The following is a 12,247-nucleotide window of genomic DNA, read 5'->3' on the forward strand; positions in this document are numbered from 1 at the left end:
CTGATGCTGTTCATCCGCGCTTGACTCGGCGGTCACGGCCGAGTCAGCGCGGGCGGACATACCTGTGAACGTGGACCGCAGAGCCTTCCTGACAGCGGCGACAGCCGGACTCCTCCTCCCTCAGACGGCCACCACCCCGGCGGCTGCCAGAACCCTCAGATCCGACCCCTTCACGCTGGGCGTGGCCTCGGGCGACCCGTCGGCCGACGGCTTCGTCCTGTGGACCAGGCTGGCCGTCGACCCGCTGGGCGGTGACGGCCTCGGCGGCATGCCCGCCCGCGACATCGACGTGGACTGGCAGGTCTCGGCCGACGAGCGCTTCTCCAAGATCCTCAGGTCCGGTACGGCCACGGCCAGGGCGCGCGACGCTCACAGCGTCCACGTCGAGCTGGACGGGCTGGAGCCGGGGCGCGACTACTTCTACCGGTTCAGGAGCGAGGGCCGGCTCTCGCAGGCAGGCCGTACCAGGACGACGCCCACCGGGGAGACGCCGCTCACGTTCGCGGTCGCGGCGTGCGCGCACTACGAGCACGGCTACTACACCGCCTACCGCCGCCTGGCCGAGCAGGAGCCGGAGCTGGTGGTGTTCCTCGGCGACTACATGTACGAGTACGGCCCCAGCGGCTACACGGCGCTGGCCGGTCGCGTACGCACCCACACGCCGGGCAAGTGCGAGACCCTCGCCGACTACCGGCTGCGGCACGCCCAGTACAAGAGCGACCACGACCTGCAGGCCGCGCACCTGGTGGCGCCCTGGCTGATGTCGTTCGACGACCACGAGATCGAGAACAACTGGGCCGGCTCGGTCTCCAGCACGGGGGCGCCCGACTTCACCAAGCGCAGGGCGCAGGCGTTCAGGGCGTATTACGAGAACATGCCGCTGCGCCGCGCCAGCCTCCAGGGGGCGGTGCTCCGGGTGAACCGGCGGATCTCCTGGGGGACACTCGCGCGCTTCCACCTGCTCGACACCCGTCAGTTCCGCGACGACCAGGCCTGCCTGGACGGGGTGCGGGCCGGCTGCGACGACCGGCTGGCGTCCGGGCGCACGCTGCTCGGGGCCGACCAGTGGCGCTGGCTGGAGAGCGGGCTGCGCGGCTCGGACACTCGCTGGAACCTGCTCGGGCAGCAGATCATGATGGCGCAGCGCGACTACAAGGTCGGGCCGGGGCGGGAGGTCAACCTGGACTCGTGGGACGGGTACGCGGCCGAGCGCACGCGCCTGCTCGGGTCGCTGGCCGGGACGTCGAACCCGGTGGTGCTGACGGGAGACGCCCACATGCACCACCTGGCCGAGCTCAAGACCGACTTCGACGACCCGGACTCGCCGGTGGTGGCCAGGGAACTGGTGGCCTCGTCGATCGCGAGCGACGGCGACGGGTACCGGGACCGGACGTGGATCGCGGAAGCGCTGCAGGAGAACCCGCACATCTCCTTCATCGACCAGCGGCGCGGGTACCTGATGGCGCGGCTGACCCGTGACGAGCTGTCCGTCGATTTCCGGACATTGGATTACATTTCCCGCCGCGGTGCTCCGGCCAAGACCACCCACCGCCTCACCCTCCCGGCCACCACCGGTGCCGCGGCCGCCGGCCAGGCGGGCGCCCCGCGCGTTGGCTGAACGTTCGCTGGGAGCGGGCTGAGGATTCGCTCAACCGCGGGCACGCCTGCCACGCCCGCCGGGGGCGCCGGATGGCACCCGCCGGGGGCGTGCCGGGCCGGGCGCGCCGCACGCACGCCGGACCCAGGGCCCGGCAGGAGGCGTGCCGGGCCGGTCCTGGGCTCAGGCGCCCGGCCGATCCTGGTCCGGCTCAAGCGCCCGGCCGGTCTGGTGCCGGTTCAGGCGCCGGGCCAGCTCGCGTCGGGGAACTCGCCGGACGTGGTGCCCGACATGACCACCTCCTCGCTCTCCTGCAGACCCGAGGTGACCTGCACGTACTGGTCGCCGCGCACCCCCGTCCGCACCACCTTCGCCGCGTCGCGGCCGCCGGAGCGCACCGTGACCACCTGCGTGCCGTCCGACCTGCTGCGTACCGCGGCGGCGGGCACGTAGATCGCGTTTTTGGCCTCGCCCGTGGTGACCGTCACCGAGGCGGTCTGCCCGAGCATGAGGCCGGTGGGCGGTTCGTCGAAGGCGAGGGTGACCGAGTAGCGGACGAGCTGGCCGTCCACCGTCGCGGTCGGCGCGATGGCCGTGACCGTTCCCTGGTAGTGCTCGCCGTTCCGGGTGGCCAGGGTGATCTGGGCCTTCTGGCCGAGCTTGAGCCGGTTCACGTCGGACTCGGTGACCATGGCCTGGACCTGCAGCTCGTTGAGGTTGCCGAGGCTGATGAAGGTGCCGGTGCCCGCCGTGTCGCCGGCCGCGCCGGCCACCGACAGGACCGTGCCCGCCGCCGGCGCCACGATGCGGGTGGCCCGTACGGAGTCGGCCGCCTGCTCGAGCGCGGCCTCGGCGCGGTCCACGTTGGCGGAGGCCTGCTCCTCGCTGATCCCGCCCTGGCCCGTCGAGCCCGTGCCCGTGCCCCGGCCGCAGGATCCCTGAGAGGACGGCCGGGTGGCGCCGGTCGGCTTGGTGCTGGGCCTGCCGCTCGCCCTGCCGCTCGGCTGGGCCGACGGCCTGCCGCTGCCTGTGGGCTTGCCGCTCGGGGACGGTTTCGCGCTGGTGGACGGCTTGGCGGAGGGGGTGCCGGTTGAGGAGGGGCCGCCGGGCCGGCCGGTCGCGCCATCGGAGGTGCCGCCGGTCGGGGTCCCGCCGGTGGGCGCGCCGCCGGTGGGAGTGGCGGTGACGGTCGTGGTGACGGTGGCCGTCACGGTCACCGTGACCGTGGGCTGGGGCTCGGGGCCCGGATCCGTGGGTTCGGAGGTCGGCGTGGTGGTGGGGTGCGGGGTGGAGGTGGGCACCGGGTTCGCGTTCAGGGAGGACGGCGCCGGCGGCCCGAGCTCGCCGTTCGCCGCGTTGCCGGTCGGCGTCGAGCCGCCGGTGGCGGATGCGGCGGCGCTCCCGGAGGGGGCGCACGTCGAAGTGGCCGGGGACGCGGCCGTCTCCTGGGCGTCGTCCAGGGCTTCCTGGGCGGCGGCCAGGTCGGCCTTGGCCGCCGTGTACGCCTCCCGGGCCGTGCGGCTGTCGATCCTGGCCAGCACCTGGCCCTTCTTCACCTTGGTCCCGACCTTGACGTACACCTTGGTGAGCGTCCCCGAGGAGCCGAACGCGAGGTTCCTGCCCGAGCCGTCCACGGTGTTGCCCGCCGCGCTGACCGTGGCCGTGACCTGGCCGCGCTCCGCGGAGGCGAGCCGTACCTGGACAGTGGGCGGGGCGTCGTCGCGCAACGCCAGTGCCAGGCCGGTTCCGCCTACGAGCACGGCAAGGGCGAGCCCGCCCAGCGCGAAAGTCGGTCTCATGGCGGCCCATCATGGCGGAGGAGGTTCGTGCCAGGCTGCGAGCAGCCTAAGAGTTACCTGTGTGCCTGATGAGACTCAGAGGTTGTCAGCGAACGTTCAGCTTGCTCGCGGCTCCGGCGCAGCATTGTGTGCAAGGGTCACCGCCTGTGAAGGTGTCCACAAGGCGCAGAGCGCTGATGACCAACGGAGCACTGGTGGTGCTCCTGCTGGGCGGTGCCGCGCTCGCCTACTCCCAGCTCGGCACGGGACAGGCGGCCGGTGAGACGACCGTCAGGACCGTGACCGCGAGCCGCGGCTCCGTGGTGGCCTCGGTGTCCGCGTCGGGCGCGGTGACGAGCTCCAAGTCCAGAGCGCTCTCATTCGGTACGACCGGCACGGTCGAGAAGATCTACGTCAAGGCCGGCGACAAGGTCAGCACGGGCGACATCCTGGCCAGGCTCGACGACGACGCCGCGCAGGAGAGCCTGTCGGCGGCCAAGGCCACGTACGACAGTGCCGTGGACGACGGGACCTCGACGGCCCAGCTCTACGCCTCCTACATCAAGGCCAGAAACGCCTACCGGGAGGCCCAGCGCACGGTCGCCGCCACGGTGCTGAAGGCGCCGTTCAAGGGCACGATCACGGCGGTGAACGGCTCGGTCGGCGGCGGCAGCTCCGGCTCAGGCTCAAGCTCGGGCTCCGGCTCGACCTCGGGCACGGGGCAGGGCACGGGCTCGTCCTCCGGTACGGGCTCCAGCGCGGGTCAGAGCTCCAGCGGCTTCGTCGAGCTGGCCGACACCGGCAAGCTGCAGCTCGTGGGCACCTTCACGGAGTCGGACGTCGGCAAGCTCAAGCAGGGCCAGGCGGCCACGGTCACTTTCGACGCCCTGCCGGGCGTGACCGCGACGGGCAAGGTCACCCAGATCGAGCCGGTCGCCTCCACCAGCAACAACGTCGTGCAGTACCCGGTCACGGTCACGTTCACGAAGGTCCCGAGCCAGGTGCGGCTGGGCCAGACGGCCACCGTCCAGGTCGTGGTCGGCCAGGCCGACAACGTCATCGCCGTCCCCTCCACCGCGGTCTCCACCAGCGGCGGCCAGACCACGGTCACCCTGCTCAAGAACGGCCGGCAGACCAGGACCCCGGTCGAGGTCGGCGTACAGGGCACGAGCCTGACGGAGATCAAGTCGGGCGTGTCCGAAGGCGACCAGATCGTGCCTCCGGTGACCACGACGAACACCACGGGCGGCAACCTGCGCATCGGCGGCGGCGGGTTCCCCGCCGGCGGTGGCGGGCCCAATGGCGGCGGCGGGCCGGGAGGCGGGCGATGAGCGCCCCGTCGGCCGGCGCGGCCCCGCCCGTCCTGCGGGTGCGGGACCTGGTCAAGGAGTACGGCGAGGGCGACGCCAGGGTACGCGCCCTGCGCGGCGTCAACCTGGACGTGGAGCGCTGTGACTACGTCGCCATCATGGGCGCCTCCGGCTCCGGCAAGTCCACGCTCATGAACATCCTCGGCTGCCTCGACATCCCGAGCTCCGGCACGTACCAGATCGACGGCGCCGACGTGGGACAGCTGGACGAACACCAGCTCGCGATCCTGCGCAACCGCAGGGTCGGGTTCGTCTTCCAGTCGTTCAACCTGATCCCGCGCATGAGCGCGCTGGCCAACGTCGAGTTGCCGCTGGTGTACGGCGGCATCGGCCAGGCCGAGCGGCGCGCACGGGCGCTGGCCGCGCTGGAGCAGGTCGGGCTGACCGACCGCGTGCACCACGAGCCGAACCAGCTCTCCGGCGGTCAGCAGCAGCGCGTGGCCGTGGCCAGGGCGCTGGTCACGGCGCCTGCCCTGCTGCTCGCCGACGAGCCGACCGGCAACCTCGACACCGCCTCCACGAACGACGTCCTGGAGATCCTGGACCGGCTCAGCGAGTCGGGCCGCACGATCGTGCTCATCACTCACGAGAACGACGTGGCCGCGCACGCCAAGCGGGTGATCCGGCTGGTGGACGGCGAGGTCGTGGAGGACCGCCGCCAGGCCCCCGTGGACGGCCCGCCGCCGCGGCTGCCGGAGAAGGGGCCAGAGAAGGATCCGGAGAAGGACGGGGCGGCGACCCGGTGAACCAGTTCGAGATCCTCCGCTTCGCGCTGCGCGGCCTGCTGGCCAACAAGATGCGCAGCTCGCTGACCACGCTCGGCATCCTCATCGGTGTCGCCGCGGTCATCATGCTGGTCGCCGTCGGCGAGGGCTCCTCGCAGAGCATCCAGCGCAACATCCAGCGCCTCGGCGCCAACACCCTGACGATCTCCCCGCAGTTCTCGGGGGGCGGCGGCGGTGGCGGCATGCGGGGATCCGGCGGTGGCGGGAACACCGGCCCACGCACCCAGGCCAGGCAGCTCGGCCTGGCCGACGCCAAGGCGCTGACCGACAAGACCCTGGCGCCCTCGGTCAGGAGCGTCTCGCCCGTCGTGACCGCCTCCTCCTCGACCGCCACGTACGGGGCCGCCAGCCACGCGATCTCGCAGTTCGTCGGCACGTACCCCAGCTACTTCGAGGCCGTGAACAAGCCCGTCACCAAGGGCACGTACTTCTTCAACGACGACGTGCTCGCCGCCAGGAAGGTCGTGGTGCTCGGCCAGACCGTCGTGGAGGAGCTGTTCGGGACCGTCGATCCGATCGGCAAGCAGGTCAGCGTGTCCGGCGTGCCGTTCACGGTCGTCGGCGTGCTCAAGGAGGCCGGGTCCACCGGCATGCAGGACGCCGACGACGTGGCCATCGCGCCGCTGCCAGCCGTGCAGCAGAGCCTGAGCGGGTTCGGCTCGCTCAGCTCGATCGTCGTCCAGGCGTCCGGGTCGGACGCCACGACGACCGCTCAGTCGGAGGTCACGGCTATCCTCAACCAACGGCACGGCATCACGAACGACAACCCCGACTACCGGATCCTCAACCAGGCCACCCTGCAGGAGACCGTCAGCCAGGCGACCGGCACCTTCACCGTGCTGCTGGGCGCCGTGGCCGCGATCTCGCTGCTGGTGGGCGGCATCGGCATCACCAACATCATGCTGGTGACCGTCACGGAGCGAACGCGCGAGATCGGCATCCGCAAGGCGATCGGCGCGCCCAGGAGCGCGATCCTGGGCCAGTTCCTGCTGGAGGCCACGTTGCTGAGCCTGGTCGGGGGGTTGTCCGGGGTGCTGGTGGCGTTCATCGGGACCAGGTTCACCGTCGCCGGCATCGAACCGGTCCTCGTGCCGTCATCGGTGGCGCTGGCGCTGGGCGTGTCGGTGGGGATCGGGCTGTTCTTCGGGAGTTATCCCGCCAACAGGGCGGCCAAGCTGAGGCCGATCCAGGCACTGCGCCACGAGTAAGGAGAATGACATGGCCCAGCTCGACTCCTCCCCCTACCCCGACGACCTGCGAGAGGAGCTCGCCGTCCAGCCCGGCAAGGGCCCGTCGAAGCTGACGCTGGCGCTGGCCGCCGGCGTCGTGCTGGTGGCGGGCATCCTCATCGGCATCCAGGCGCAGAACCTGTTCGGCTCGCCGTCCGCATCCGCCGCCGGCGCTCAGCAGCAGCGCCCCATGGGAGGCGGGTACGGTCAGCAGCAGGGCGGCTACGGCCAGCAGCGCAACGGTTTCGGGCAGCCGCCCGGCTACGGCGGCGGCCAGCGGATGGGCGGCGGCGGGGGAGGCACCATGGGCACCGTCGAGAAGGTCGAGGGCGGCAAGATCACCGTCAAGACCATAGACGGCTCCACCGTCACGGTCACCACGAACGACCAGACCACCGTCCAGATCTCCAAGACGGGCAAGGTGTCCGACCTGCAGACCGGCACCACGGTCGTGGTACGCGGCCAGCAGGGCGGTGACGGCTCGGTGGCGGCGACCTCGATCACCCAAGGAGGAGGCCCTCGATGAGTGAGCCCGAGGCCAGGCTGCTGGTGGTCGATGACGAGCCCAACATCAGGGAGTTGTTCTCGGCCAGCCTGCGCATGGCCGGGTTCGAGGTGCTGACGGCGGCCGACGGCAAGGAGGCGCTGCGGGTGGCCGAGGAGAGCTCGCCCGACCTGGTGATGCTCGACGTCATGCTGCCCGATCTAGACGGCCTGGCGGTCGCGGGCAGGCTGCGGTCCCGCGGCCGCCGGGTCCCCGTACTGTTCGTGACCGCCAAGGACACGCCCGAGGACCGGATCGCGGGACTGGGCCTGGGCGAGGACTACGTGACCAAGCCGTTCAGCCTGGAGGAGGTCATCGCCAGGATCCGGGCGGTGCTGCGCAGGACCCGGCGCGGCACGCCGCCGCCCAACCGGCTGCGGGTGGCCGACCTGGAGCTGGACGAGGAGAGCCACGAGGTGTGGCGCGACGGCATCCCGATCAAGCTGTCGCCGACGGAGTTCAGGCTGCTGCGGTACTTCATGCTCAACGTGGGCCGGGTGCTGTCGAAGACGCAGATCCTCGACCACGTGTGGAACGGCGACTGGCGGACCGACGTCGGCCTGGTCGAGTCGTACGTCTCCTACCTGCGGCGCAAGGTGGACACGGGGGAGCGCAAGTACCTGCACACGTTGCGCGGGGTCGGCTACATCCTGCGCCCGCCCCGTATATGAGTATGCGTATGACGAGGGCCGCGCGGGTGCGGAGATATCTGGCCAGAAGCCCGCTGTGGCTGCGCCTGGTGTCGGCCACGCTCCTGCTGGTCACCCTCGCCATCACGCTGACCGGCCTGTTCGCCGTCCGGCTGCTGCGCGGCTATCTCGTCGAGCGCGTGGACCAGCAGCTGGTCGCGGCCAGCCGCCCGCTCCGCGACCCGCCCCCGATGCCTGAGCAGCCCCGTCCCGGCGCGCGTCCGCAGCGTTTCTTCGGCCTGTTCTACTCGGTGCTCCTGGACGCCGGCGGCGCCCCGATCAGGACGCTGAGCGAGTCGACCGAGGACCACATGCCCGCGCTGCCCAAGCTCAGCTTCCTCAAGGTCGTCGCGCTCAACGGCCGCCCCTTCACCGTCGAGTCGCGCGCCGCCGGGGGGCCGAGCTGGCGCGTCGTCGCCGTGCCGGGCCGCGACGGCGAGAGCCGGGTGATCGCCGTCAACCTGAGCGAAGTGGACGCCACGGTGTCCCAGCTCATCCTGATCGTCGCGGTCGGCGGCGGCGGCACGCTGGTGGTGCTCGGGTTCGGCTGCTACTGGCTGGTACGCCGCAGCCTGCGCCCGCTCCGCGAGATCGCCCGCACGGCCAACGACATCGCGGACGGCGACCTGTCACGCCGCGTTCCCCTCTGGGCGGGTACCACCGAGGTCGGCAAGCTCGGCCGTTCGCTCAACAGCATGCTCGCCCAGATCGAGGTGGCGGCGCACGAGCGGGAGGCGGCGGCCGAGTCGGCCCGCCAGTCCGCCACGGCGGCCAGGCGGTCGGAGGAGTTGATGCGCAGGTTCATGGCCGACGCCTCGCACGAGCTGCGCACGCCGCTGACCTCGATCAGGGGGTTCGCGGAGCTGTACCGGCTGGGAAAGGAGAAGGACCTGGCCGAGGCCGTACGGCTGCTGAGCCGCATCGAAGGGCAGGCGGCGCGCATGGGGCTGCTCGTGGAGGACATGCTGCTGCTGGCCCGGCTCGACCAGCGGCGGGAGCTGGCCCGGCGGCCCGTGGACCTGCTCAGCCTCGCCGCCACCGCCGTGATCGACGCCCAGACGCTGGCACCGGACCGGAAGATCGAGCTGAAGCGGCTGTACGGAGGCGAGGGGGAGGTGATCGTGACGGGGGACGAGTCGCGGCTCGGACAGGTGATCAACAACCTCGTCACCAACGCCCTCACCCACACGCCGCCCGGCACGCCCTTCCAGGTGCGGGTCGGCCTGGACGGCGACCAGGCCGTGGTGGAGGTGGCCGACGAAGGGCCCGGGTTCCTTCCGGAGGTGGCCGAGCGGGTGTTCGAGCGGTTCTACCGCGCGGATCCGGCCCGGAGCGCGGGCGGGTCGGGGCTGGGGCTGTCGATCGCGGCCACGCTCGTGGAGGCGCACGGCGGCATCGTGATGGCGGAGGGCTCGCCGGGCAAGGGGGCGCTGTTCAGGGTGATCCTGCCCGTCGCCGGCACCGCACCCGGCCCCGCCTCCTCCTAGAAGGACCTCAGCCGAAGGTGTAGCCGTACAGGCCGGTGCCTTCGCTGAGCGTGCGCACCTTGCCCAGCTTCAGCCCCTGCTTCCGCGAGCCGGGCGCGTACATGACGAGCCCCTGATCGGGCGCCGCCACCACCAGCCCGTAGAGCGGCCGCTGCTTGCCCAGCGTGCGATAACGCTCGTTCAAGGGCAGCGCGGTCAGCGCGGCGCCGAAGTCGCGCCCCTTGCCCTTGATCAGGAGGTTCCCCACCCGGGTGAGCCCGCCGGAGGACCGCCCGGCCAGCACCTGGACCGCCTTCTCCCCGGGCACGCCGATCGCCAGCTCGTCGTGGCCGTCGCCGTTGAAGTCACCGGCCGCCAAGGACGCCCCGAACCGGTCGTAGTAGCGCGGCACGCCCTCCAGCGTGTTCTGCGACCACGCCTCGCTCTTGTGGGTGGTCAGCCCGCTCCGCGACCCGTACAGGACGTCCACGGTGCCGTCACCGTAGTCCATGGCCCGCTGGTTCGCGCTGAGGCCCTCGCCGGGAACCCCGACGGCCAGGTCGGCGCGCCCGTCGCCGTTGAAGTCGCCCGTGGCCAGCGCGGCCCCGAACGCGTCCCACTTCTCGGAGGACCCCTTGATCCCGGGGCTGCTCTGGGTGAGCAGCCGCGCCCGCTTCGCCCGTACGTCGATCACGGTCGCCGAGCCCTGCCCGTCCTGCGTGACGCTGTCGGCGGGCGCGCCGACGACCAGCTCGTCCTTGCCGTCCCCGTCGAAGTCCCCGGTCGCCAGCGCCGCCCCCCACTGGTCGGTCACGTTCGCCACCTGCCGCACCCACGGCGTCTTCTGCGTGATCTGGTACGGCTTGCGCCCCTTCATCCAGTAGACGGTCACCGCCCCGCCCGACCGGTGGCTGGGCGCGCCCACCACCAGCTCGTCCCGTCCGTCGCCATCGAGGTCCCCGGCGGCCAGCGACGCCCCGAACCGGTCGCTGGACGGCTTGGCCAGCGCCAGCTCCTTGCCCGCGACCAGCCCTTCGACCGAGCCGTTGAAGATCTGGACCACCCCGTTCCCGTCCCCGCCGGGCACCCGGGCGCCCACGAACTCCTCCGACACCCCCACGGCCAGGTCGGCGCACTTGTCCCCGTTGAAGTCCCCCACGGCCAGAGCCGAGCCGAACGAGTCACCCGGCTCCGCACCCTGCTGCGTGAGTTTCGCCTTCTTCCCGGACCCGTACATCACGGTCACCGACCCGGCCCGGGAGTCGTCGTAGGGCGCGGCCACGGCGAGGTCGGGCCGTCCGTCGCCGTCGAAGTCGAGAGGGTGCCCACCGCACGACTGAGCCGCGGTGGGAGTCGTAGCGGAAGTGAGAGGAAGAACCAGACAGGCGGCGAGCAGCAACTTCATACCGGAAGTAATGTCCACACAGGTCGAACCGTGCCTGAACGGCGCGAGAACGGGCCAGGAGAACCGGATGCACATCCGCTCCTGATCCCCAGCGCGGTGGGAACGTGCCACGATAGTCGCGTGGACATCGACCTCGCGGACTTGGATTTCTGGCGCAAGCCGCTCAAAGAGCGGAATGAGGCGTTCGCCCGGCTCCGGCAGTTAGAGCATCCGGTGTTCTTCCCTGAGAAGAAAGTGCCGTTCCTCCGGTCGGGCAAGGGCTTCTACGCCCTCGTACGGCACGCGGACGTGATCGAGGCCAGCCGCAACGCCAAGATCTTCTCCAGCGAGCCGGCGGTGACGAACCCGGAGCCGCCCGGCTGGGTGAAGCAGGTGTTCGGGGAGTCGATGGTCAACATGGACGACCCGCGCCACGCCCGCCTGCGCAGGATCGTCACCCGCTCGTTCAGCCCGAAGATGCTGGCCGGCCTGCAGAGCGACATCGAGGCCGCCTGCGCCCGCATCGTGGACGACGTCGTCAAGGACGGTCCTCACGACTTCGTGGCCCAGGTGGCCGCCCGGCTGCCCATCCACGTCATCTGCGACATGCTGGACATCCCGCAGGAGCTGCGAGAAAAGGTCCACCAGCACGTCGACATCTCCACCGCCTACACCGGCCTGCGCCCCAGCCTGGCCCGCAGCGTCCAGATGGCCGGACAGAACATGCTGGCCCTGCTGGCCCTGCAGCGCATGGTCATCAAGCTCGGCCACGAGCGCGTCGCCAACCCCAAGGGCGACCTGGTGTCCCTGCTGGTCAACGCCAACCCGGACGGCGAGAAGCTGACCGACAAGGAGCTCGGCTCGTTCTTCGCGCTGCTGCTGGTCGCGGGCAACGAGACCGCCCGCAACACGATGGCCCACGGCGTCAAGCTCCTCACCGACAACCCGGCGCAGCGCGAGCTACTGATGAGCGACTTCGACACGCACGTCAACGGCGCGATCGAGGAGATGGTCCGGTACGTGTCACCGATCATGCAGTTCAGGCGCACGGTCACCGAGGACTGCTCGCTGCGTGGGCTGGAGCTGAAGAAGGGGGACAAGGTCGTCCTCTTCTACGGCTCGGCCAACCGGGACGAGTCGGTCTTCCCGGACGCCGACACGTTCGACATCACCCGCGACACCAAGCCCCACGTCGGCTTCGGCGGGCCGGGTCCGCACTTCTGCCTCGGCGCCAACCTGGCCAGGCAGGAGATGCGTACGATGTTCCGCGAGCTGCTGACCAGGCTGCCCGGCATCCGCTCGGTCGGCGAGCCCGACCTGCTCCTGTCGAACTTCGACAACAGCGTCCGCAGCCAGGCCTTCGCCTTCTAGCGCGGCGGGGCCGTCGGCGTACGGGGCCGTGTCT

10 protein-coding genes are annotated in these 12,247 nt (G+C 71.2%); 8 read left to right on the forward strand and 2 right to left on the reverse strand.

What is annotated here, in order from left to right:
* The first annotated feature begins 70 nt into the window (after positions 1-70).
* On the forward strand, positions 71-1,618 hold the full coding sequence (locus tag ACQPWU_RS21105) for an alkaline phosphatase D family protein (RefSeq protein ID WP_433442544.1): 1,548 nt from the start codon (positions 71-73) through the stop codon (positions 1,616-1,618).
* Positions 1,619-1,836: 218 nt separating this feature from the next.
* Here ACQPWU_RS21105 and ACQPWU_RS21110 read toward each other — a convergent pair whose 3' ends face one another.
* Complete coding sequence (locus tag ACQPWU_RS21110) at positions 1,837-3,396, reverse strand: efflux RND transporter periplasmic adaptor subunit (protein ID WP_433442546.1); 1,560 nt, start codon at positions 3,394-3,396, stop codon at positions 1,837-1,839.
* Between the two features lie 176 nt (positions 3,397-3,572).
* On the opposite strand from ACQPWU_RS21110, the gene ACQPWU_RS21115 reads away from it, so the two are divergent.
* From ACQPWU_RS21115 to ACQPWU_RS21140, 6 genes are read left to right on the forward strand one after another with little or no spacing between them, the layout of a single operon-like run.
* The gene (locus ACQPWU_RS21115; protein WP_433442548.1) at positions 3,573-4,706 is read left to right on the forward strand and encodes an efflux RND transporter periplasmic adaptor subunit; all 1,134 of its coding nucleotides are present in this window, start codon (positions 3,573-3,575) and stop codon (positions 4,704-4,706) included.
* Entirely contained in the window at positions 4,703-5,491 is a 789-nt protein-coding gene (locus tag ACQPWU_RS21120; RefSeq protein WP_433442550.1) for an ABC transporter ATP-binding protein, read from the forward strand. Before ACQPWU_RS21115 ends, ACQPWU_RS21120 begins: the two co-directional genes overlap by 4 nt.
* Positions 5,488-6,738 carry an ABC transporter permease gene (locus ACQPWU_RS21125; RefSeq protein WP_360698831.1) on the forward strand — a complete coding sequence of 417 codons (1,251 nt, stop codon included), beginning with the start codon at positions 5,488-5,490 and terminating at the stop codon, positions 6,736-6,738. The genes ACQPWU_RS21120 and ACQPWU_RS21125 overlap by 4 nt, the downstream gene beginning before the upstream one ends.
* A 10-nt stretch (positions 6,739-6,748) precedes the next feature.
* On the forward strand, positions 6,749-7,285 hold the full coding sequence (locus tag ACQPWU_RS21130) for a hypothetical protein (protein ID WP_433442553.1): 537 nt from the start codon (positions 6,749-6,751) through the stop codon (positions 7,283-7,285).
* Entirely contained in the window at positions 7,282-7,974 is a 693-nt protein-coding gene (locus ACQPWU_RS21135; protein ID WP_433442555.1) for a response regulator transcription factor, read from the forward strand. The genes ACQPWU_RS21130 and ACQPWU_RS21135 overlap by 4 nt, the downstream gene beginning before the upstream one ends.
* 8 nt (positions 7,975-7,982) lie before the next feature.
* On the forward strand, positions 7,983-9,479 hold the full coding sequence (locus ACQPWU_RS21140) for an ATP-binding protein (RefSeq protein ID WP_433442557.1): 1,497 nt from the start codon (positions 7,983-7,985) through the stop codon (positions 9,477-9,479).
* Positions 9,480-9,486: 7 nt separating this feature from the next.
* Here the strand turns inward: ACQPWU_RS21140 and ACQPWU_RS21145 are convergent, their stop codons facing one another.
* Complete coding sequence (locus ACQPWU_RS21145; RefSeq protein WP_433442559.1) at positions 9,487-10,863, reverse strand: FG-GAP and VCBS repeat-containing protein; 1,377 nt, start codon at positions 10,861-10,863, stop codon at positions 9,487-9,489.
* 120 nt (positions 10,864-10,983) lie between these two features.
* Between ACQPWU_RS21145 and ACQPWU_RS21150 the strand changes: the two genes are divergently transcribed.
* A complete protein-coding gene (locus ACQPWU_RS21150) occupies positions 10,984-12,213 on the forward strand; it encodes a cytochrome P450 (RefSeq protein ID WP_433442561.1) in 1,230 nt (409 codons plus the stop codon).
* Positions 12,214-12,247: the final 34 nt, after the last annotated feature.

The organism is Nonomuraea sp. CA-141351, from assembly GCF_050944675.1.
Lineage (GTDB): Bacteria > Actinomycetota > Actinomycetes > Streptosporangiales > Streptosporangiaceae > Nonomuraea.